This window comes from Uliginosibacterium sangjuense, from assembly GCF_059132465.1.
Window position 1 is genome coordinate 3379420 of sequence record NZ_CP101132.1, and the last position, 20963, is coordinate 3400382.

Consider the following 20963-nt stretch of genomic DNA (forward strand, 5'->3'; position numbering starts at 1 on the left):
CCAAATCTCAGGATTCGCGAACGTGGATCAGTAACGGTCGAGGTCAATATCGATCGCCAGCGAGCGGATTTCCTTCACCAGCACGTTGAAGGACTCCGGCATGCCTGCGTCGATCTTGTGCTCGCCCTTGACGATGTTTTCATACACCTTGGTACGACCGGTCACGTCGTCGGACTTCACCGTCAGCATTTCCTGCAGGGTGTAGGCGGCGCCGTAAGCTTCCAGCGCCCACACTTCCATTTCCCCGAAACGCTGGCCACCGAACTGCGCCTTGCCACCCAGCGGCTGCTGCGTGACGAGCGAGTACGGGCCGGTCGAACGCGCGTGCATCTTGTCGTCGACCAAGTGGTGCAGCTTCAGCACATGCTTGTAGCCGACCGTGACCTTGCGCTCGAAGGCTTCGCCGTTACGGCCATCGAACAGGGTCACCTGGCCACCGGAATCCATGCCGGCAAGCTTGAGCATGCCGTCGATGTCTTCCTCGGTCGCACCGTCGAACACCGGCGTCGCGAAAGGCACGCCCTTGCGAAGGTTGTCCGCCAGTTCGAGCACCTCACCATCGGCCAGACCGTCGATGCTCTCGCCCTTGTCCTTGTTGCTGTAGATCTGGGCCAGGAACGCACGCACTTCCTTAGCGTTGGCGTTAGCGCGGCGCATCGCGTCGATCTTGTTGCCCAGACCCTTGGCAGCCCAGCCCAGGTGGGTCTCGAGAATCTGACCGATGTTCATCCGCGAAGGCACGCCCAGCGGATTCAGCACGATATCGACCGGCGTCCCGTTTTCCATGTAAGGCATGTCTTCAACCGGCACGATCTTGGACACCACACCCTTGTTGCCGTGACGACCGGCCATCTTGTCGCCAGGCTGCAGGCGGCGCTTGACGGCCAGGTACACCTTGACCATCTTCTGCACGCCCGGGGGAAGCTCATCGCCCTGAGTCAGCTTTTTCTTCTTGGCTTCGAACGCCAGGTCGAAATCCTTACGGGTCTTTTCCAGGCCTTCGCGCAGTTGCTCCAGTTGCACCGCGACCGCGTCATCGGCCAGGCGGATGTCGAACCAGTTGTACTGTTCGATCGATTCCAGGTAGGCCTTGTCGATCTTGGCGCCCTTGGCCAGCTTCTTGGGGCCGCCGTTGGCCACCTGACCAGTGATCAGACGCTCGATACGCTCGAAGGTATCGCGCTCCACGATGCGCATCTGGTCGCCCAGATCCTGGCGATAGCCGCGCAGCATGTCGTCGATGATCGACTGCGCACGCTTGTCGCGCTCGATGCCTTCACGCGTGAACACCTGCACGTCGATGACGGTGCCATTCATGCCCGAGGGCACGCGCAGCGATGTGTCCTTCACGTCGGAAGCCTTCTCGCCGAAGATGGCACGCAACAGCTTTTCTTCCGGCGTCAGCTGGGTCTCGCCCTTGGGCGTGACCTTGCCGACCAGCACGTCACCGGCGTCGACTTCGGCGCCGATATAGACGATGCCGGACTCATCCAGACGGCCCAGTTGCACTTCACCCAACGAGGCGATGTCGCGCGTGATTTCCTCGGGCCCCAGCTTGGTGTCACGCGCTACGACCGTCAGTTCCTCAATGTGGATCGAGGTGAAACGATCATCCGCAACGACACGTTCCGAGATCAGGATCGAGTCTTCGAAGTTGTAACCATTCCAGGGCATGAACGCGACCAGCATGTTCTGGCCCAACGCGAGTTCGCCGAGGTCGGTCGAAGCGCCGTCGGCGATCACGTCGCCCTTGGCCAGACGGTCACCGATCTTCACGATCGGACGCTGGTTGATGTTCGTGTTCTGGTTGGAACGGGTGTACTTGATCAGGTTGTAGATGTCGACGCCGACTTCGCCCGGCACGGTTTCCTCGTCATTGACGCGAACCACCACGCGCGAAGCATCGACGTAGTCCACCACACCGCCACGCAGCGCCTGCACGGTAGTACCCGAATCGACCGCTACAGTGCGCTCAATACCAGTACCGACCAGGGGCTTCTCCGGACGCAGACAGGGTACGGCCTGACGCTGCATGTTGGCGCCCATCAATGCGCGGTTTGCATCGTCATGTTCGAGGAACGGAATCAGCGAAGCCGCGACCGACACGATCTGCGACGGCGACACGTCCATGTACTGCACCTGGCTGGGCTCGACCAACATGGCCTCGCCCTTGTAGCGGGCAGACACCAGTTCGCCTTCCAGCGTACCGCCAGCACCGATCTGCGCATTGGCCTGGGCGATGATGTACTGACCTTCCTCGATCGCCGACAGGAAATCCACCTCCTGCGTGACCTTGCCACTGTCGACGCGACGATACGGCGTCTCCAGGAAGCCGTGACGATTGGTACGGCCATACACAGCCAGCGAATTGATCAGGCCGATGTTCGGACCTTCTGGTGTCTCGATCGGGCACACGCGGCCATAGTGCGTCGGGTGCACGTCGCGCACCTCGAAGCCGGCGCGTTCGCGCGTCAGACCGCCCGGGCCAAGAGCCGACACGCGGCGCTTGTGGGTGATCTCGGACAGCGGGTTGGTCTGGTCCATGAACTGCGACAGTTGCGAAGACCCGAAGAACTCCTTGATCGCGGCCGAGATCGGCTTGGCATTGATCAGGTCATGCGGCATCAGGTTGTCGCTCTCGGCCTGGCCGAGGCGTTCCTTGACCGCGCGCTCGACACGCACCAGGCCGGCACGGAACTGGTTTTCGGCCAGCTCACCCACCGAACGTACGCGGCGGTTGCCCAGGTGATCGATATCGTCGATGTCGCCGCGACCATTGCGCAGTTCGACCAGCACACCGATGACGGCCAGGATGTCTTCGTTCGACAGCACACCGGGACCGTCTTCGCCACGCGCACCGACGGTTGCGTAGAAGCGCTTGAGCCACTCGGGGGACTTGTCGTCCATCTTCTCCGGGTAAGCACGCCGATTGAACTTCATGCGACCCACGGTCGACAGGTCGTAACGCTCTTCGGCGTAGAACAGCCCCTGGAACAGCGCCTCGACCGCATCTTCGGTCGGCGGCTCGCCCGGACGCATCATGCGGTAGATGGCCACGCGAGCTTGCCACTGATCCAGCGTCTCGTCGGCACGCAGGGTCTGCGAAATGTAGCCGCCGCGGTCCAGATCGTTGATGTACAGCGTCTTGAAACCCTTGACGCCCGCCACCGACAACTTGCCGAGCAGGTCTTCAGTGATCTCGTCGTTGGCACGGGCCAGGATTTCGCCCGTTTCAGGATCGGCGATGTCATGCGCCAACACGCGACCCACCACGAAATCTTCCGGTACCAGCATCGAGGTGATGTTAGCCGTGGCCAGGTCACGAATGTGCTTGGCGTTGATGCGCTTGTCCTTGCCAACGATCACGTTGCCCTTGGCGTCCAGGATGTCGAAGCGCGCCACTTCGCCACGCAGGCGGTCCGGCACGATCTCGAATCGCACATCCTGACCGGCGAACTCGAAGGTATCGAAGTCATGGAAAGTCGCCAGGATGTCCTCGGCGGACATGCCGATGGCCTTCAGCAGGATGGTGACCGGCATCTTGCGGCGACGGTCGACGCGGAAATAGAGGAAGTCCTTCGGGTCGAACTCGAAGTCCAGCCAGGAACCGCGGTAAGGAATGATGCGAGCCGAGAACAGCAGCTTGCCGGAGCTATGCGTCTTGCCGCGGTCATGCTCGAAGAACACACCCGGCGAACGGTGCAACTGCGACACGATGACACGCTCGGTGCCATTGATCACGAAAGAACCGGTCGTCGTCATGAGCGGAATCTCGCCCATATAGACTTCCTGCTCCTTCACTTCCTTGATGGTTTCCTTGGCGGCTTCCTTGTCCAGGATCACCAGGCGCACGCGCGCGCGCAGCGGAGACGCAAAGGTCAGGCCGCGCTGCTGACACTCCTTCACATCGAAGGCGGGTTCACCGAGGATGTAGTGCACGAACTCGAGCCGGGCATTGCCGGAGTGCGAGCTGATCGGGAAGATCGAGGTGAAGGCTGCTTGCAGACCTTCGTTCTTGCGCGTCGCGGGCGGAACATCCGCCTGCAGGAATGCAGTAAAGGATTCCAACTGGGTAGCCAGCAGGAAAGGTACATTCAGAACGCTCGCGCGCTTGGCAAAGCTCTTGCGAATGCGCTTTTTCTCGGTGTAGGAGTACGCCATAGATGCTCCGGGTCAAGAGTCCGACGTCAGAGGACAGAAGACAGCGTTGTCGCGGGAAGGGATATCCTGCATGACAGCGTTGTATTGTGGCCTCGTGGCCTGCCAGCGCCCCAGGCGCCAGCCTGTAATACAAAAGCACAAAAGGGCTGGCGGCCCCAGGCCGCCAACCCCGTGTGACACAGGCGAGATTACTTGATCTCGACCTTCGCGCCAGCGTCTTCCAGTTGCTTCTTGAGCGCTTCGGCGTCTGCCTTCGGAATCGCTTCCTTGACAGGCTTCGGAGCACCATCCACCAGGTCCTTGGCTTCCTTCAGGCCCAGGCCGGTAGCAGCACGCACCACCTTGATGACTTCCACCTTCTTGTCGCCGGCAGCAGCCAGGACAACGGTGAACTCGGTCTTTTCTTCAGCAGCAGCAGCAGCAGCACCGCCACCAGCAGCAGGAGCAGCCATGGCTGCAGCGGAAACGCCGAACTTTTCTTCGATGGCCTTGACCAGGTCATTGAGTTCCAGCACGGTCATGCTGTCCAGGGCGGACAGGAAAGCGTCTTTATCGAATGCCATTTTGATATTCCTGAATTTGAATGAGTTGCGAATGAATCAAGCTTCGGCCGGAGCGGCAGCAGGCTCGCCCTTCTGCGCGGCAACGGCGGCGATGGCACGCGCGAAGCCAGAGATCGGCGATTGCATGAGGCCCAGCAGTTGCGCCAGCAGCACTTCCTTGGTCGGGACGGAAGCCAGCGCTTGCACGCCCGCCTTGTCCAGCAACTTGCCGCTGTAGCTGCCTGCCTTCAGGACCAGCTTGTCGTTGGTTTTTGCGAAGTCGTTCAGCACCTTTGCCGGGGCCACTGCGTCAGCGCCGATCGAGTAGATCAGCGGACCGACGAGCTGGTCAGCAAGGCCGGAGAACGCGGTGTCAGCCACCGCACGGCGGGCCAGGGTGTTCTTCAGCACACGCAGGTAAACGCCCTGTTCGCGGGCCTTTGCACGCAGCACAGTGAGATCACCCACTTCAATGCCAGCGTACTCGGCGACCACGATCGTCTGAGCGTTCGCAACCTGTGCAGACACCTCAGCCACGACGGCCTTCTTGTCTTCGAGATTGAGACTCAAGGTCAGCTCCTAACAATTAGAACGCTTGGGTTTTCACCCTCCCGTCCAGACACGGCGACCTCAAATTCAGGTGACCAGTGCTTGCGCACTAGCCGGGAATCCTGTTTTCGGGTAGCGCCATCTGCGCTGGGCCGATCTTTCGATCTGATTAAGACAAAGCAGTACGAGCCTTTATCCCCAACGGTCTTTGACAACCCCATCACGGCGATACTTTGCTGTGACAGGCCCAAAGTACTTCGGGGTGGCACGCGGCCACCCCAGCAAACTCTTACTGCGCGACCGTCGTCGGCTCGACACGCACCCCAGGACCCATGGTCGAGGACAGCGCGATCTTGCGCAGGTACACACCCTTCGACGCAGCCGGCTTGGCCTTCACCAGGGCACCGATGAGCGCGCTCAGGTTCTGGTTCAGCGCTTCGGCCGAGAAGGAGGCGCGACCGATCGTGGCATGCACGATACCGGCCTTGTCGGTACGGTACTGAACCTGACCGGCCTTGGCGTTCTTGACGGCAGTCGTCACGTCCATGGTCACGGTGCCGACCTTCGGGTTCGGCATCAGGCCACGCGGGCCGAGGATCTGACCCAGCGCACCGACGACGCGCATGGCGTCCGGGGTGGCGATACAGAGATCGAAGTCGATGTTGCCGGCCTTGACCTGTTCAGCCAGATCGTCGAAACCGACGACATCGGCGCCAGCGGCCTTGGCTTCTTCAGCCTTGGGACCTTGAGCGAACACGGCAACGCGTACGGTCTTGCCAGTGCCTGCGGGCAGCACAACAGAGCCACGCACCACCTGGTCCGACTTCTTGGCATCCACGCCCAGGTTGACGGAGACATCAACCGACTCATCGAACTTGGCGCTGGCGATTTCCTTGACCAACGACAGTGCGTCGGCAACCGGATAAAGCTTGTTGCGGTCGACCTTGGCACGCACCGCTTGAACTCGCTTGGACAGCTTGGCCATGATTACACGCCCTCCGTGGTGATGCCCATGCTGCGCGCGGAGCCAGCAATGGTGCGGACGGCGGCATCGAGGTCAGCCGCAGTGAGATCCTTCATCTTGGTCTTAGCGATTTCTTCCAGCTGAGCGCGGGTCACCTTGCCGACCTTGTCGGTATGCGGCTTGGCAGAACCCTTCTGCACGCCGGCAGCCTTCTTGATCAGCACGGTCGCCGGCGGCGTCTTCATGATGAACGTGAAGGACTTGTCCGCGTAGGCGGTGATGACCACGGGAATCGGCAGGCCCGGCTCCATGCCCTGAGTTTGGGCATTGAAGGCCTTGCAGAATTCCATGATGTTCAGACCGCGCTGACCCAGCGCGGGACCGATCGGGGGCGAAGGATTGGCCTTGCCCGCCGGCACTTGCAGCTTGACGTAGCCGACGATTTTCTTTGCCATGATGGCTCCTTAGTGTGAGTGATAACGCGCCCTCGGTTTCCCTGCCGACGCTCCTCGATTCCAGGCATTGACCAGCGCCCGGAAAACTGGCGTCAGGTCTTTTCGACCTGACTGAATTCAAGCTCCACCGGCGTGGCACGACCAAAGATCGTGACTGACACGTGAAGGCGGCTCTTCTCGTAGTTGACGCTCTCGACGCTGCCATTGAAGTCCGTGAACGGGCCTTCCTTGACGCGCACCATCTCGCCCACTTCGAACAGGATTTTGGGGCGCGGCTTTTCAACGCCCTCCTGCATCTGGTGCAGGATCTTCTCGACTTCCTTTTCGGAAATCGGCGTCGGCTTGTTGGCAGTCCCGCCGACGAAGCCGGTGACCTTGGGCGTGCTCTTCACCAAGTGCCAAGAGTCGTCGTTCATATCCATCTCGACGAGCACGTAGCCGGGGAAGAATTTGCGTTCGGTCACGCTCTTCTGGCCCCCCTTCATTTCCACGACTTCTTCGACGGGAACGAGGATCTGGCCAAACATGTCCTGCATGCCAGAGCGCGCCACGCGCTCCACCAGCGCGCGCTGCACCGACTTCTCGAAGCCGGAATAGGCGTGTACGACGTACCAGCGCTTGCTCATTACTTCCACCCCAGAATCACGCTGTACAACAACCACTCCAGCGTCTTGTCAGTCGCGAACAGCACGATGGCCATAACCACGACAAAGGCGAACACGGCGCCCGTGGTCTGGATGGTTTCCTTGCGAGTCGGCCACACCACCTTCTTGGCCTCGGTGATCGAATCCTGGGCAAAACCAGCAAACTGGCGCCCCGGCTCGGTCGTCCAGCCGACAGCGGCACAGGCCGCCAAGCCCGCCAGCACGCTGAGCACGCGCAGGATGGCCGGCTGGCCTGCCAGCAGGTAGAAGCCTGCAAGACCCGCCACCAGCAGCAGGAGTGCCAGTACGAACTTGACTTTGTCTGCCATTGAAAGAGCAGCCTATCCGGTAAAAGTGGCAGGGGCAGAGGGTCTCGAACCCCCAACCTTCGGTTTTGGAGACCGACGCTCTGCCAATTGAGCTATGCCCCTGCAGCAGAGACTGTAAAGCGCACGGGAATCACTTCCCGTGCGCCATCTTGATCATCCGGGCGGCGAGCCGCCCTGAGCACTCCAAATTACTCGATGATCTTGGCGACAACACCGGCGCCGACGGTACGGCCGCCTTCGCGGATCGCGAAGCGCAGACCTTCTTCCATGGCGATCGGGGCGATCAGCTTGACGGTGATCGACACGTTGTCACCCGGCATCACCATCTCGGTGCCTTCCGGCAGGGCGATGGCGCCGGTCACGTCCGTGGTACGGAAGTAGAACTGCGGACGGTAGTTGTTGAAGAACGGGGTGTGACGACCACCTTCGTCCTTGCTCAGCACATACACTTCACCGGTGAAGTGGGTGTGCGGGGTGATCGAACCCGGCTTGGCCAGCACTTGGCCGCGCTCGACTTCTTCACGCTTGGTGCCGCGCAGCAGCACGCCGACGTTGTCACCCGCTTGACCTTGGTCGAGCAGCTTGCGGAACATTTCGACGCCGGTACAGATGGTCTTGACGGTGGCCTTGATGCCGACGATTTCGATTTCTTCGCCAACCTTGACCACGCCACGTTCGACACGGCCGGTCACGACGGTGCCGCGACCCGAGATCGAGAAGACGTCTTCGATCGGCATCAGGAAGGGCTTGTCGATGGCGCGCTCGGGCGTCGGGATGTAGCTGTCCAGGGCTTCGGCCAGGGCCATGATGGCGCCTTCGCCGAGCTCACCCTTGTCGCCTTCCAGGGCCTTCAGCGCCGAGCCCTTGACGATGGGCACGTCGTCGCCAGGGAATTCGTACTTGGAGAGCAGTTCGCGCACTTCCATTTCGACGAGCTCAAGCAGTTCGGCGTCGTCGACCATGTCGCACTTGTTCAGGAACACGACGATGTAGGGCACACCAACCTGGCGGGCCAGCAGGATGTGCTCGCGGGTCTGGGGCATGGGGCCGTCAGCGGCCGAGCACACCAGGATGGCGCCGTCCATCTGGGCGGCACCGGTAATCATGTTCTTGACGTAGTCCGCGTGCCCCGGGCAATCCACGTGGGCATAGTGGCGGTTGGCGGTTTCGTATTCGACGTGCGCGGTATTGATCGTGATACCACGGGCCTTTTCTTCCGGCGCCGCGTCGATCTGGTCGTACGCCTTGGCCGAACCACCGAACTTCGATGCCAGCACCGTCGTGATCGCCGCCGTCAGCGTCGTCTTGCCGTGGTCAACGTGACCAATCGTCCCTACGTTCACGTGCGGTTTCGTCCGCTCAAACTTTTCCTTGGCCATTTATTTACCCCAATCAACCTTCGCAAAAGCTGGGTCCGAAGATCCCAAACACATTAACCGTGGTGCCCATGGCGTGGATTGAACACGCGACCTCTCCCTTACCAAGGGAGTGCTCTGCCACTGAGCTACATGGGCAAACCGACAAACAACGCACTACTTACAACCTGGAGCGGGTGAAGGGAATCGAACCCTCGTCTTAAGCTTGGAAGGCTTCAGCTCTACCATTGAGCTACACCCGCGCCGAAAACGCAGCGACCCTACACCTGCCGCACCACCCGAACTAGGCAGCGCTCTTAAAACTTTGGTGGAGGGAGAAGGATTCGAACCTTCGAAGGCTGTGCCGTCAGATTTACAGTCTGATCCCTTTGACCGCTCGGGAATCCCTCCAGACGTAAGACGCAGCACTATAGAGATCGAATAATTAGAAGTCAAGCTCTGTTGAGGGCTGTTTTGACAGACTCCGCACCACTGGTCATCGTTAGACGATCAGGTCAGACTGCGCGCCTGAGTCGCCCACGTCTTGCCGCACCTCCAGCACCATGCCCGCCCTCAAAGCCCTGAGCTGCCAGATCATCGCCTTGCTGGCCACGCTGACCCTGTCGCGCAGCGGTCTGGTGCCGCCCCTGGACCTGCTGCCCCTGGCCTGCCTGCAGGGCGTGCTGGCCACCTTCATGGCACTGTGGCTACGAACCGAGAAATGGTGGCTACCCTTGGAACTCGGTTTCATGCCCTCGATCGTCCTGGCCCTGCGCTGGTCGGTGCCACCCTGGCTGTATCTGCTGGGTTTCTGCGTGCTGAGCCTGCTGTTCTGGAGCAGCTTTCGCAGCCAGGTCCCCCTATACCTTTCCGGTCGCCCGGCCATTCACCGCCTCGCGCGCTGGCTGCCTGACCGACCGGGCCTGCGGGTCGCGGACCTCGGCTGTGGCACCGGAAGTTTCATGGCGGGCCTGAGCCGCCTGCGCCCCGACTGGAGCATCAGCGGCATCGAGAATGCGCCGCTTCCATACTGGATCGCGCGGCGCCGCCTGAGCTCACGCCCTAACCTCAAGCTCCGCCGCGGTGATTTCTGGACCGAGAAGCTGTCCGGCGTTGATGTCGTATATGCCTTCCTGTCCCCCGTGCCGATGGCACGTCTGTGGCAGAAGGCCCGGCGGGAGATGGCGCCAGGCAGTTGGCTGGTCAGCAATAGTTTCGAGATTCCCGGCCAGCACGCCAGTGCCGTCTTGCGGGTCGGAGACGGCAAGGGCAGAACCCTTTATTGCTATCAGATCCCCGGCGGGCTCCGGCCCGGAGCGACTGAAGAATCCCCTCGCCCCGCCGTAGTGAACGGGGACAATGCGTGGCGGGCCGGACACCAGGACTAGGGAGGAAAGCAACTCGTGGCTGAGATCATCTGCGTCATCGGAACCAAGGGCGGCAGCGGCAAGACCACGATTTCCCACCTGCTCTGCCATGGCCTGACCCTGTTGGGGCGGCGTGCCGCCTGCGTGATGACCGACGAGTACCGCGAGCCGCTGCGCCCCGAGAGCCGGCGCTACATTATGGCGGACGCACGCTCGCCCCAGGCGCGCGAGAAGGTGGTGGCGAAGCTGCGCGAACTGTCGGGCTGGGTCGGCGTACTGGACGGTGGCGCCAACCGCACCGAAACCGATGTCTCCCTGTACGAGATGTCTGACTTCGTGTTGCTACCGTTCCGCGACTCCGCGGAAGACTTGCGCATCGTCATGCATGATCTGGAGTTGTTCCCGCGCGCACTCGCCCTCCCCTCCCAGTGGCCACGCAACAAGTGGGCACTGGATACTGCCGACAGTCTGGTCGCCAGCATGCCGGAGGAGTTTCAGGCCCGCGTGCTGGACCCCGTCTATGCCGTGGCTGCGTCCAAGCTCCTGCTGACCGTGCGCCCGCCGGAAGCGCTGCCGGCTCCGCTCAACCACGCAGCACGCAGTCTGGCGCAGCAAGTCATGGACCTGCTGGCGGACGACGAGGAGGAAGTGACCCAGGCGCTGAACTCAATGGGCACGCCTGCGGGACGCTGACGCGCTTCCCGGCCAATCTCAGCCGCGCAAGCCCTGCCGCGACAGCACGACCAGGGCCTGGGCGCGGTTCGGGACGTTGAGGGCACGCAGGATGGCCGAGCAATGCACCTTCACCGTGCCTTCGGCCAAACCAAGGAGGTCGGCAATCTCGCGATTGGTCCGCCCCTCCACCATCAGCTCCATGACGCGCGTCTGCGCAGCAGTCAGGCCGAACTGGGCGGCGATGGATTCCACGCTGCGTCGCTTGCCAGGACGCCCGTGCGCCGTGGCCGCCGCCTCTCCCCCCTCTTCCGGCGTCACCGTACCGCCGGCCAGTACGGTCTCGACCGCGCGCACCAACTGCTCGCTGCTGAGATTCTTGGACACGAAGGCGGCCGCGCCGGCTTTCAGCGCGCGCTTGACCGAGGACTCGTCGGCCTGGGCCGACACGATCATGACCGGGATGGACGGGAAGCGATGCGCCAGCACAGACAGCAGCGAAAAACCGCTCATGTCCGGCAGGCCCAGGTCCATCAGGACCAGGTCGAACTCGATGCCGGACTCGATCTGCGTCAACGCATCTTGTGCGCAGGCGGCCTCAGTGAATGCACATGGCATGGACAGCCCTGCCAGTGCATGGGCCATCGCCTCACGCACGAGGGCGTGATCCTCGATGATCAGGATCCGGCAAGTCTGCATGGCTGAGTGGTTTGCCGTGGGCGGCGCAGCATGGGTTGAAACTTGCCATAAGCATACCACGCCGTATTCCTCTGCCGCAGGCAGGGCCTTCCCCTGCCCCTGCGCGGACCCGACCCTTCTCTTTTGGGCAGATGGTTGCGCGCCTGGCTTGCCGTACATTAGCGTCGGGCCCAGTATTCGGGCCCAGTGTCGGCGTTGCCACCTACAGGCCCCTTACAAGCCTTGCGTCCATCCTGCCCTTTTTTTCAGCCCTGCCGACCCCGACCATGAGCCGCGGACTCTTCCTGCTGCGCCTGCTGCTGACCGGCCTGTTGCTGGCTGCGGGCGAGGCCCATGCCGCGATGGTGGCGGTGGTGCTGTCCGACGCGTCCTCGCCCTACCAGGAGTTCGCCGACAGCCTGCGGCAGGAGTTCCGCAGCGGGGAACACGAGGTGCAGGTGCTGGACCGCGACCAGGCGGCCGCCCGCCCGCTCAACGATGCGGCCGTGATCGTCGCCGTGGGCAGCCAGGCGGCTCAGGCGCTGGCGGCGCGCGAACTGCGCGCGCCGGTCTTGGCGGCGATGCTGCCGCGCACCACTTACGAGCGCCTGTCGCAGCAGAAGCGCGAGGACAGGCGCCTCAGTGCAGTCTTCATCGACCAGCCGCCAGGCCGTTACATAGAGCTGGTACGAGCCACCCTGCCGGAAGTCGAGCGCGTGGGCCTGCTGGCCGGGCGTGACGGGCGCGACAGCGCACAACGCCTGGCGCAGGCTGCACGCGAGCGCAAGTTGCGCGTACAGGTGGAGAACGTCAGCGCCGAGACCGAAATTTACCCGGCCATGCAACGCATGTTCATGGACGGCGGGGTCCTGCTCGCCACGCCGGACGCAACCATCTACAACGCGCAGACGGTGCAGAACATCCTGCTCGGGGCCTACCGCATGCGCGTGCCGGTGATCGGCTTCTCGCCCAGTTTTGTGCACAAGGCGGGGGCACTGGCGGCGCTGTACTCGACGCCCACCCAGATCGGCCGCCAGTGCGCCGACATCGCGCGCGGGGTGCTGGCCGGCAGCAGCCTGCCCGCAGCCCAGTACCCGCGCCTGTTTACGGTAGGCGTGAATGCCTACGTGGCGCGCGCAATGGGTCTGCAGGTGGAAAGCGAGAGCGCGATCCATGAACGCCTGGAACGCCTGGAGCGCGCACCATGAAGCTCCCCTGGGGAATCCGGACGCGGGTCATGATCGTGGCGCTGGTGCCGACGCTGGCACTGGGCGTGTTGCTGACCATGATCCTGACCTTCTCGCGCCTGACCGACCTGGAGGACGCGATGGTGCAACGCGGCCAGGCCCTCGCCCGGCAACTCGCGGCGGCGTCGGAGTTCGGGCTGTTCTCCGGCAACCGCGAGGTGCTGGATCGACTGGCCAACTCGGTTCTCAACAATTCCGACCTGCAGGGGGTGGCGATCTTCGATCGCGACCGCAACCTGATGGCCGTCGCGGGGCTGCAGGTGCATACGCCGCAAGCAGCCAACCGCGGCGCGCGCGTGGAGCAGGTCGGCAAGCGCCTGTTGCGCATCACCGAACCGGTCACCCAGGCACCGGTAGCCGTCGACGATCCGTATGCAATGACGACCGGCGCCAGCGGCGGGCAGGCCACCACCACCCGTCTCGGCGACATCGTGGTGCTGGTATCGCTGGAAGCGCTGGAGAGCCGCAAGCAGACCCAGATCATCGCCGCCCTGCTGACCCTGGGCCTGGTGCTGACGGCCAGCATGCTGCTGGCGGCCTACATGAGTCAGTCGGTGAGCCAGCCGATCAGCCAAATGGCGCAGGCGGTGACCGACATTGGCCACGGCAAGCTGGGCACGCGCGTGGCCGAGGTGGGCGGGGGCTCGCTGCAGCAACTGGCGACTGGCATCAATGACATGGCGGCACGCCTGTCGGTGGCGCGGGGCGAGTTGGAGCAGCGGGTCCAGGCCTCCACCGTGGAGCTGCGCGCACGCAAGGAGGAGGCGGAGAAGGCCAACCTCGCCAAGTCGCGCTTTCTTGCCGCGGCCAGCCACGACCTGCGCCAGCCGATGCACGCGCTGGGCCTGTTCATCGCCGATCTCGCGCGCAAAGAACACAGCGCCGACAACCGCTACCTGATCGACCGCATTGCCGCCTCGGCCGAAGCGATGGAGAACCTGCTCGACAGTCTGCTCGACATCTCGAAGCTGGATGCCGGCGTGGTGCCGGTGAGCATCCAGACCTTCGCCCTGGGGCCGGTGTTCGAACGCATCGAGGGCGACTTCGCCAGCGCCGCGCGCGACCGCGGGCTGCGCCTACGCATCTGCCCGACCAGCCTGTGGATCGAAAGCGATCCACTTTTGCTCGAACGCATCCTCCTCAACCTGATCAGCAACGCGCTGCGCTACACCCCACGGGGCGCCGTGCTGGTGGCCGCCCGGCGACGCGGCGGCAACCGCGTGCGCATCGAGGTGCGCGACAGCGGGCCGGGCATTCCGAAGGAAGCGCAGGACGCGGTGTTCCAGGAGTTCGTGCAGCTCGACAACCCGGCGCGCGATCGCAGCAAGGGCCTCGGCCTGGGCCTGGCCATCGTGCGCCGCCTGGCCGAGTTGCTGGGCCATACGGTGGGCCTGCGCTCAGCCGTGGGGCGCGGCTCGATCTTCCATATCGAGGTGCCCCAGGCGCGCCCGGTCGATGTGCCCAGCGTCACCCATGCGCAGCAGCACGACCTGACCGGCGAGGTGGTGGCGATGGTCGACGACGACGCCCTGGCGCAGCAGAGCCTGGCCGGCCTGCTGCGGGCCTGGGGCTGCTTCGTGGTCGCGGCGGACAGCCTGGAAGCTCTGTTCGACGCGCTGGACGAGACTGGCGTGGAGCCGCGCATCATCATCAGCGACTACCGCCTGCCCGGCGATAAGGATGGTCTGGACGTGATCGCCTCGGTACGCGCCTGCTACAACCCGCGCATGCCGGGCCTGTTGCTGTCCGGAGATACCGGCCCGGAGACCCTGCGCCAGGCCACCGATCAGGGCATCCCCCTGCTTCACAAACCGGTACGCCCGGCCCGCCTGCGCGCCGCGCTGACCCATCTTCTGTCGCCAGACGCATGAGTGGCAGCGGTATCATGACCTCCCCCGCAGACCCGCGGGTGCTATGGAGCAGCCGGTCATGAGCGAGTCGATTCCCCCCTTGGACGATGGCATGGATTTCCTCAACAGGATGTGGAGCAGCATGGGCTTCGGCCTGCCCGGCATGGTGACCCCGACGCTGGACGTGGGCGAGCTGGAAAAGCGCATCAACGATCTGCGCACCGTGGAGGGCTGGCTCAAGATGAATCTCTCCATGCTGCAGATGACCATCCAGGGCCTGGAGGTGCAGCGGGCCACGCTGGCTGCGATGCGTGCCATGAGCCAGCCCGGCGAGGACGGCAGCCCGCCGCCCAACCTGTTCGCCAACCCGGCCCTGTGGGCCTGGCCCTTCCCCATGCCCGAGGCACCAGCGACTGAGACGCCTGCGGAAACCGCGCCACCGGATACACCACGCGACACCGATCGCCCCGGCGCCGCAGCACGCAAGCCAGCAGGACGCCGCAAGCCTGCTGCAGGCTGAGGCATCCCGGCGGGCGGATGCCCCGCCACGGTGCATCCACGGCCCTTGCAGGGCCTGGCAATGCCCCTGCCACGGCACCGAAAGCGGGCACCCGCCTTGCTTGGGTGCAGGCCATGTTTGCCGACCTGCACCAGCTCTCCCATCACCACGCCTGGCGGCGCCAGCTCGAAATGCTGCTGGAGTCCGCCGGCGAGGGCATCTACGGCATCGACCTGCGCGGCCGCTGCATCTTCATCAATGGCGCGGGCGCCGAGATGCTGGGCTACACCCCGGACGAGCTGCTGGGGCGCAACATGCATTACCTGATCCATCACTCGCACGCGGACGCCTCGCTGATGCCGGTGCACGACTGCCGCATCTTCCGCGCCTTTCAGGAGGGCAAAGGCGTACGCGTCGACGACGAGGTGCTGTGGCGACGTGATGGCAGCGCCTTCCCCGCCGAGTACGCCTCCTACCCGATCCGCGCCAGCGAACATGGGGAGACCGTGCTGGGCGCCGTGGTCACCTTCAGCGACATCAGCGTGCGCAAGCGCACCGAAGCGGCGCTGAAGGCTGCGCACGACGAGCTGGAGCGGCGCGTCGCCGCGCGCACCGCCGAGCTGCAGGCGGCCACCGAAGACCTGCGCCAGTCGCACCAGGCCTTGCAGCGCCTGTCGGCCCACCTCAACGTGGTGCGGGAAGAGGAACGGCGCCATATCGCGCGCGACATCCACGACGAGCTGGGCGCCTCGCTGACCGCGCTGCAACTGGAGATGAACTGGCTGCGCAGCCGGCTGGGCGACGAGGCCATGCGCGGCAAGCTCGACGGCATGCTGGAAATCGCCGGCACCGCGATGGGCGCGGTGCGCCGCATCCTCAACGACCTGCGCCCCGGGGTGCTGGATCACCTCGGCCTGTGGGCCGCGCTGGAAGCGCTGCTGACCGATTTCCAGCAACGCAGTAGCCTGCGCTGCCAGTTCGACTGCACCCCACGCGTCGAACATTGCCGCCTCGGCCGCGAAGCGGAGATCGCGCTCTACCGCATCGCCCAGGAGGTACTCACCAACGTGTCGCGCCACGCCCAGGCCAGCAAGGTGCTGCTGTGGGCACGCGACGAGGGTAACGACCTCGTGCTGGGGGTGGCCGACGACGGGCGCGGCATGCATGTGCCGCAGCAACCACGCAGTTTCGGCCTGCTCGGCATGCAGGAGCGGGCCCGCGCGCTGGGCGGCGAGCTGGCCATCGACAGCACGCCCGGCCAGGGCACCACGGTGCGCATCCGGCTTAAAGGTGTCTTCACATGATCCGCATCCTGCTCGTCGATGACCACATGATCATCCGCCGCGGCCTGCGCCAGATCCTGGCCGAGGACGCACGCATCGGCGACATCTTCGAGGCGGCCGATGGTCCGGCGGCCTTGCGGCTGCTCCGCACCGAGACGATCGACGTCGTGTTGCTCGACATTGCCCTGGGCGAGCGCGACGGGCTGGACGTGCTGGGCAGCATCCGCCACGAGTTCCCGCGCGTCGGTGTGCTGATGCTCTCGGTCTACCCGGAGTCGCAGTTCGCCCTGCGCGCCATCCGCAGCGGCGCCAACGGCTACCTCAACAAGGGCTGCGCGCCGGAGGAGTTGCTGGCGGCGATCTGCCGCGCGGCCGAGGGCGGCACCTTCGTCACGCCCGCCATCGCCGAGCTGATGGCGCAGGATATCCGCCGCGAGCACGACCGCGCGCCGCACGAAAGCCTGTCGAACCGCGAGTTCCAGGTGCTGCAGTTGCTCGCCCAGGGCCGCACGGTCAGCGACATCGCGCAGCAGCTCTCGCTCTCGGCCAACACCATCAGCACCTACCGCGCACGCATCTGCGACAAGCTGGCCCTGCGCAACAGCCTGGAAATCGCGCACTACGCCGCACGCCACCGCTTGCTGCCAGCGGGGTCGCTTTGAACAGGCGCTAAGCCAGCCCCAGGCGGCGCTGGTAGAGCGCGGCGATCAGGTCGCGCGGGGCGACAATGCCGACCAGGCGACGTTCCTCGTCGATCACAGGCACATGGCTGTGCCCCTCGCCTCCCAGCAGGGGCACCAGGTCGACGATGTGGGCACCGGCATCGGTCGTCTGCGCGGGGCTGCTCATGATCTGCCCCACCACTTCGGGGCGCTCGGAATGGGTGCTGCCGCTACGCCGGATTGCCTGGCGCAGGCGCTGCGCGAGATCGGGATACACGCTGAGATCAGCCAGGCGCATGAAGTCCGCGCGCGTCACGATGCCGATCACCCGGCGCGCCCGGTCAATCACCGGCAAGGCCTTGATGCCGCGCGCCTGCATCAGGGCCCAGGCCTCCTCCAGCGAGGTGCCAAACTCCACGCACACCACCTCGCGGGTCATGATGTCGGCGCAGCAGACCTCGCCATGACGCCGCCGGTAGGCGGCCCCTTCCACCTGGGTCAGCAGCGACTCCAGGTCTTCGCGGCTGATATCGAGCACCTGGTTGTAGTTGCGCAGCACCTCGTCGAGGTCCTCCGCGGTCACGCCCATCAGGCGCGCCGGGGTGACCTCGGGGGCCAGCGGCGAGGGCGCCTTGCGGTGCAGGACCGGGCGCCCGGTCAGCAGGTTGAAGAGCATCGCGGTGGCCAGCAGGCACAGCGAGTTGAGCATCACCGGATCGAGCAGGAAGTCATAGCCCAGCGCATGCACCGCGGGCCCACCGAGCACGGCGGTCAGCGCGACCGCGCCGGAAGGGGGATGGATGCAACGCAGCAGGAACATGCCGCCGATGCTCAGCGCGATCGCCACCGGCGCAGCCAGCACCGGATCGCCAAAAACCTGCCAACTGAACACCCCCAGCACGCCCGCCACCAGATTGCCGCCGATCAGGGACCAGGGCTGCGCCAAAGGACTGGCCGGCACCGCGAACAGCAGCACGGCAGATGCGCCCATCGGCGCGATCAGCCAGGGCAGCGCCACCGCGCCATCGACATACCAGCGGCCGACGAGCGCAGTGATCAGGATGCCGAGCAAGGCGCCCACGCAAGCGCGGATACGTTCCGGCGCGTCGACCCACAGGCGGTCGGGCAGCCAGGCGATACGTCGCCGGGGCGCGGGCGATGGGGTATGCATGTTGTGGTGCTCTCCGTGTTGGGTGCGCCACCGCGCACCCGGGGGGAGCGCATTCTGGCACATCCCGCAACACGGCCGCCCCAACCGGCCAACCCTTCACCCCTACGACAAACCCATGAAGACAAAAGGGAAAAGCGTGGTCACGCGCCCTCGGCCAGCTTGCGCTCGGCCTCCTCCAGCCCGGCGTAACCGTAGAGTCGGGCGGTATGCGTCATGGCCACTTCGGTGAGGTTGCGCCCTTCGCAGAGACAGTCTTCGACCATGCGCTGGTAGCTGCGCAAGGTGTCCGCCGAATAGGTGCCCAGCTCGCCACGCAGGTAGGTCTCGAAGGAAGTGGCGAAGGGGGTGTCCTCCGCTGTGCGGATCAGGCGGGCCTGGCCGGACAGACGCGGGTAGCGCCGCGCGAAATCCTCGCGCCAGGCCAGTTGCGTCTCGATGATCTGCTCGATGCAGCGCTGCTGCCATTCGCTCAAGGGCGGCAGCAGGTGGGCGAAGCCGGCGTACTGCGCGGGGGCGGTGGAGGCCATCATGCGCGCGTACTTCTCCTGCACGAGATTGCGGCCGACGCGCTCGGCCTGCTGCAGATCGCCCAGGTAGCCCATCAGCGTGTCCGTATCCCAGCTCAGGAACTGGCTCTTGCGCATGATGCGGAAGGTCTCGAAGTCGTCCTGGCAGCCGGCCCGCCCCCCCTCGTTCTGCACCTTGTCGAAGGCGGACCATTCCAGTTGCACGATGTCGTCGACGACGCTCATGGGCGGGCCTCCGGCGCGCGATTCAAGATGGCATCGACATGCGCCTCCAGGAAGCTGTCACCGGGCCGGGTGAAACCCTGGGCGACCAACTCGTCCAGCACGGCGGCGCAGACCGTCTCGACCAAGGGCCCCACCGCACCGGCCGGGCTGCGCGCGAGTTGATCCAGGGTTTGATGCAAGCCCCCCAGGCGCGGCAGGTCACGCACACTGCGCAGCAACCATTTGTAGACGGGTGTATAGCGGCGGTTGAGGACGTGGATCGCCGCACAGGCGTGGCGCAGGAATTCCGCCTGCGCCAGCAGGGCGGCAGCGGCCTCGTCGCGCTGCAAGGCACGCGGCAGGTTGTACTGGCCGCTCTGCGCCATGCGGGCGACAGCTTGCGCGAGCTTGCGGCGGAGCACGCCGTCCGGGTAGTAGGCCTGCAGCGTGGCGCGCTTGCGGCTGAACTCGCCCAGCGGATCGGCAAAGACTTCGCCATTGGTCGCGGCCGCCAGCAGTTCCTCGGGAATCTGCAGCCAGTCCGCGTCGCTGATCGGCAGCTCCGGCGCGCCGAGGAACTGGGCGTAGAAATCATCGATGCGGAACACGCCCACGCGCTGCCCGCTACGCGGGCTCGTCAAGCGTGCGGCGAAGCCGCCGAACTCGCGCGGCAGGCGTTCGTAGTCCGCCCGCAGATTGGCGCCGAAGGCATCGTAATCCTCGTCGGTCAGCCACAGGCAGAAGCCGGGGCCGAAATCATGGTCACGTGACAGCGCGTCATCGAAACCGAAGCATTCCGAGCCATGCCCCACAATGCCCAGCGCGATGCGATGGCAGACCGGCGCATAGGCGGCCAACAGGTCGCCACGCACGGCCTGGTAGTAGGCCCGGGACAGTTCCAGTCCGTTCATGCCGCGGCTCCCAGTGCGGCGGCCAGTTGCTTCGCTTCGCTCGCCAGCGCGGCGCTGCGCGCCGGGTCATGGGCCTCCAGCACCAGCGCGAGGCTGGCCTGGGTGGTGGCGTAGTCCAGGTTGCGGCCGTAGCGCGCCTCGATCTCGCCCAGCGCGCGTTCGTAGCAGGCGATGGCCTCCTGCACGCGGCCCTCCTTGTAATGGACCTCGGCCATGGCGGCCAGCGCGGCGCTGTAATGCCCACTGCGACGAGGCTGCGACTCGAACAGGCGCAGCGCCTCCTGCAAGGCGACGCGGGCCTCCGCCAGTTGCTGCAGGCGGACGCGCGACAGCGCCAGATTGGTCAGCGACACCGCTACGTCGGCCTCGCCACCGGGCCGCTGGCGGATGATGGGCAGCGCCGCTTCGAGGAACTGGATGGCCCGCCCGTGATCTCCGGCCTCCTGCCAGGCCATGGCCAGGTTGTTGTAGAGCGTGGCGACGAGGTAGGCATCCTGCACCTGCAAGGCCAGGAAGAGTCGCCCCACCTCCTCGAACATGCCGATCGCCTTGGGCGTCTGCCCATCCGCACGGTAGGCGGTGGCGGCATTCATCAGGGTCGTCGCGTAATGGATGCTGCCCTTGAGCCCCATCGCCTCCAGCATGCCCAGCGCCTTCTCGGAGGCCGCCAAAGCCTCGGGCAGGCGGCTCACGCTGCGGTAGTAGCCCATCAGCTCGTTGAGCAGGCTGAGGGCGGTGTGCTTGTCGCCCTCCTCCTCCGCCTGGCGCAGGCTCTGCAGCAGGAAGGATTCGACCTGGGCGTATTCGCCGCGCTGGAACAGGCCATCGAGTTCGCGCAGCAGGTGCTGGGTGTCCATGGGGCAATCCTCTGGTGAGTGGTTTGCCTCAAGGCT

General features: G+C 64.8%; 20 protein-coding genes and 4 tRNA genes. 7 read left to right on the plus strand and 17 right to left on the minus strand.

Annotation, left to right across the window (positions count from 1 at the left end; translation table 11 throughout):
- Window positions 1-27: 27 nt before the first annotated feature.
- The 12 genes from rpoB to NMB43_RS15440 all read right to left on the minus strand — a co-directional run bounded on the left by rpoB (window position 28) and on the right by NMB43_RS15440 (window position 9410).
- Entirely contained in the window at window positions 28-4161 is a 4134-nt protein-coding gene (gene rpoB, locus NMB43_RS15385; protein WP_494349044.1) for a DNA-directed RNA polymerase subunit beta, read from the minus strand.
- 188 nt (window positions 4162-4349) lie between these two features.
- Window positions 4350-4724: a 50S ribosomal protein L7/L12 gene (rplL, locus tag NMB43_RS15390; protein ID WP_494349045.1), complete on the minus strand. Its 375-nt coding sequence runs from the start codon at window positions 4722-4724 to the stop codon at window positions 4350-4352.
- 36 nt (window positions 4725-4760) lie between these two features.
- On the minus strand, window positions 4761-5273 hold the full coding sequence (gene rplJ / locus NMB43_RS15395) for a 50S ribosomal protein L10 (RefSeq protein WP_494349046.1): 513 nt from the start codon (window positions 5271-5273) through the stop codon (window positions 4761-4763).
- 268 nt (window positions 5274-5541) lie between these two features.
- Window positions 5542-6237, minus strand: a complete 696-nt coding sequence (rplA, locus tag NMB43_RS15400) for a 50S ribosomal protein L1 (RefSeq protein WP_494349047.1) — start codon at window positions 6235-6237, stop codon at window positions 5542-5544.
- A 2-nt stretch (window positions 6238-6239) separates the two neighbouring features.
- Window positions 6240-6671, minus strand: a complete 432-nt coding sequence (rplK, locus tag NMB43_RS15405) for a 50S ribosomal protein L11 (RefSeq protein WP_494349048.1) — start codon at window positions 6669-6671, stop codon at window positions 6240-6242.
- 92 nt (window positions 6672-6763) lie between these two features.
- Complete coding sequence (nusG, locus tag NMB43_RS15410) at window positions 6764-7297, minus strand: transcription termination/antitermination protein NusG (protein WP_494349049.1); 534 nt, start codon at window positions 7295-7297, stop codon at window positions 6764-6766.
- Entirely contained in the window at window positions 7297-7644 is a 348-nt protein-coding gene (gene secE / locus NMB43_RS15415) for a preprotein translocase subunit SecE (RefSeq protein ID WP_494349050.1), read from the minus strand. Before secE ends, nusG begins: the two co-directional genes overlap by 1 nt.
- Window positions 7645-7670: 26 nt before the next feature.
- Window positions 7671-7746 (minus strand) — tRNA-Trp (locus tag NMB43_RS15420).
- A gap of 86 nt (window positions 7747-7832) precedes the next feature.
- Window positions 7833-9023 (minus strand): elongation factor Tu, encoded by a 1191-nt coding sequence (tuf, locus tag NMB43_RS15425; RefSeq protein WP_494349039.1) that lies wholly within the window; start codon window positions 9021-9023, stop codon window positions 7833-7835.
- A gap of 60 nt (window positions 9024-9083) precedes the next feature.
- Window positions 9084-9158: transfer RNA gene (locus tag NMB43_RS15430), tRNA-Thr, on the minus strand.
- A 30-nt stretch (window positions 9159-9188) separates the two neighbouring features.
- Window positions 9189-9262: transfer RNA gene (locus NMB43_RS15435), tRNA-Gly, on the minus strand.
- A 63-nt stretch (window positions 9263-9325) separates the two neighbouring features.
- Window positions 9326-9410 (minus strand) — tRNA-Tyr (locus tag NMB43_RS15440).
- 152 nt (window positions 9411-9562) lie between these two features.
- Here NMB43_RS15440 and NMB43_RS15445 point away from each other — a divergent pair.
- Window positions 9563-10387, plus strand: coding sequence for a class I SAM-dependent methyltransferase (locus NMB43_RS15445; protein ID WP_494349051.1), 825 nt, complete (start codon window positions 9563-9565; stop codon window positions 10385-10387).
- Between the two features lie 15 nt (window positions 10388-10402).
- A complete protein-coding gene (locus tag NMB43_RS15450; protein WP_494349052.1) occupies window positions 10403-11059 on the plus strand; it encodes a ParA family partition ATPase in 657 nt (218 codons plus the stop codon).
- A gap of 18 nt (window positions 11060-11077) precedes the next feature.
- On the opposite strand, the gene NMB43_RS15455 is transcribed toward NMB43_RS15450, so the two are convergent.
- Window positions 11078-11737, minus strand: coding sequence for a response regulator transcription factor (locus tag NMB43_RS15455; RefSeq protein WP_494349053.1), 660 nt, complete (start codon window positions 11735-11737; stop codon window positions 11078-11080).
- 266 nt (window positions 11738-12003) lie between these two features.
- On the opposite strand from NMB43_RS15455, the gene NMB43_RS15460 reads away from it, so the two are divergent.
- The 5 genes from NMB43_RS15460 to NMB43_RS15480 all read left to right on the plus strand — a co-directional run bounded on the left by NMB43_RS15460 (window position 12004) and on the right by NMB43_RS15480 (window position 17257).
- Window positions 12004-12924, plus strand: coding sequence for an ABC transporter substrate-binding protein (locus NMB43_RS15460; RefSeq protein ID WP_494349054.1), 921 nt, complete (start codon window positions 12004-12006; stop codon window positions 12922-12924).
- On the plus strand, window positions 12921-14834 hold the full coding sequence (locus NMB43_RS15465) for a hybrid sensor histidine kinase/response regulator (RefSeq protein ID WP_494349055.1): 1914 nt from the start codon (window positions 12921-12923) through the stop codon (window positions 14832-14834). Before NMB43_RS15460 ends, NMB43_RS15465 begins: the two co-directional genes overlap by 4 nt.
- A 58-nt stretch (window positions 14835-14892) precedes the next feature.
- Window positions 14893-15333 (plus strand): PhaM family polyhydroxyalkanoate granule multifunctional regulatory protein, encoded by a 441-nt coding sequence (locus NMB43_RS15470; RefSeq protein WP_494349056.1) that lies wholly within the window; start codon window positions 14893-14895, stop codon window positions 15331-15333.
- A 113-nt stretch (window positions 15334-15446) separates the two neighbouring features.
- Window positions 15447-16616 carry a PAS domain-containing sensor histidine kinase gene (locus NMB43_RS15475; RefSeq protein ID WP_494349057.1) on the plus strand — a complete coding sequence of 390 codons (1170 nt, stop codon included), beginning with the start codon at window positions 15447-15449 and terminating at the stop codon, window positions 16614-16616.
- Complete coding sequence (locus NMB43_RS15480; RefSeq protein ID WP_494349058.1) at window positions 16613-17257, plus strand: response regulator; 645 nt, start codon at window positions 16613-16615, stop codon at window positions 17255-17257. Before NMB43_RS15475 ends, NMB43_RS15480 begins: the two co-directional genes overlap by 4 nt.
- A 7-nt stretch (window positions 17258-17264) precedes the next feature.
- Here NMB43_RS15480 and NMB43_RS15485 read toward each other — a convergent pair whose 3' ends face one another.
- From NMB43_RS15485 to NMB43_RS15500, 4 genes are all read right to left on the minus strand, one after another.
- A complete protein-coding gene (locus NMB43_RS15485) occupies window positions 17265-18428 on the minus strand; it encodes an HPP family protein (protein WP_494349059.1) in 1164 nt (387 codons plus the stop codon).
- A 140-nt stretch (window positions 18429-18568) separates the two neighbouring features.
- Window positions 18569-19180: a DUF4125 family protein gene (locus tag NMB43_RS15490; protein WP_494349060.1), complete on the minus strand. Its 612-nt coding sequence runs from the start codon at window positions 19178-19180 to the stop codon at window positions 18569-18571.
- Window positions 19177-20070, minus strand: a complete 894-nt coding sequence (locus NMB43_RS15495; RefSeq protein ID WP_494349061.1) for a DUF4037 domain-containing protein — start codon at window positions 20068-20070, stop codon at window positions 19177-19179. Before NMB43_RS15495 ends, NMB43_RS15490 begins: the two co-directional genes overlap by 4 nt.
- A complete protein-coding gene (locus NMB43_RS15500) occupies window positions 20067-20927 on the minus strand; it encodes a tetratricopeptide repeat protein (protein ID WP_494349062.1) in 861 nt (286 codons plus the stop codon). The genes NMB43_RS15495 and NMB43_RS15500 overlap by 4 nt, the downstream gene beginning before the upstream one ends.
- Window positions 20928-20963: the final 36 nt, after the last annotated feature.

Coding starts and splice junctions, on each gene's coding strand:
- secE (WP_494349050.1), bottom strand. CDS start 7,644: ATGGCAGACAAAGTCAAGTTCGTACTGGCACTCCTGCTGCTGGTGGCG.
- NMB43_RS15490 (WP_494349060.1), bottom strand. CDS start 19,180: ATGAGCGTCGTCGACGACATCGTGCAACTGGAATGGTCCGCCTTCGAC.
- NMB43_RS15455 (WP_494349053.1), bottom strand. CDS start 11,737: ATGCAGACTTGCCGGATCCTGATCATCGAGGATCACGCCCTCGTGCGT.
- NMB43_RS15475 (WP_494349057.1), top strand. CDS start 15,447: ATGTTTGCCGACCTGCACCAGCTCTCCCATCACCACGCCTGGCGGCGC.
- nusG (WP_494349049.1), bottom strand. CDS start 7,297: ATGAGCAAGCGCTGGTACGTCGTACACGCCTATTCCGGCTTCGAGAAG.
- NMB43_RS15500 (WP_494349062.1), bottom strand. CDS start 20,927: ATGGACACCCAGCACCTGCTGCGCGAACTCGATGGCCTGTTCCAGCGC.
- NMB43_RS15445 (WP_494349051.1), top strand. CDS start 9,563: ATGCCCGCCCTCAAAGCCCTGAGCTGCCAGATCATCGCCTTGCTGGCC.
- rplL (WP_494349045.1), bottom strand. CDS start 4,724: ATGGCATTCGATAAAGACGCTTTCCTGTCCGCCCTGGACAGCATGACC.
- tuf (WP_494349039.1), bottom strand. CDS start 9,023: ATGGCCAAGGAAAAGTTTGAGCGGACGAAACCGCACGTGAACGTAGGG.
- NMB43_RS15465 (WP_494349055.1), top strand. CDS start 12,921: ATGAAGCTCCCCTGGGGAATCCGGACGCGGGTCATGATCGTGGCGCTG.
- rpoB (WP_494349044.1), bottom strand. CDS start 4,161: ATGGCGTACTCCTACACCGAGAAAAAGCGCATTCGCAAGAGCTTTGCC.
- rplK (WP_494349048.1), bottom strand. CDS start 6,671: ATGGCAAAGAAAATCGTCGGCTACGTCAAGCTGCAAGTGCCGGCGGGC.
- NMB43_RS15485 (WP_494349059.1), bottom strand. CDS start 18,428: ATGCATACCCCATCGCCCGCGCCCCGGCGACGTATCGCCTGGCTGCCC.
- NMB43_RS15470 (WP_494349056.1), top strand. CDS start 14,893: ATGAGCGAGTCGATTCCCCCCTTGGACGATGGCATGGATTTCCTCAAC.
- NMB43_RS15495 (WP_494349061.1), bottom strand. CDS start 20,070: ATGAACGGACTGGAACTGTCCCGGGCCTACTACCAGGCCGTGCGTGGC.
- NMB43_RS15460 (WP_494349054.1), top strand. CDS start 12,004: ATGAGCCGCGGACTCTTCCTGCTGCGCCTGCTGCTGACCGGCCTGTTG.
- rplA (WP_494349047.1), bottom strand. CDS start 6,237: ATGGCCAAGCTGTCCAAGCGAGTTCAAGCGGTGCGTGCCAAGGTCGAC.
- NMB43_RS15480 (WP_494349058.1), top strand. CDS start 16,613: ATGATCCGCATCCTGCTCGTCGATGACCACATGATCATCCGCCGCGGC.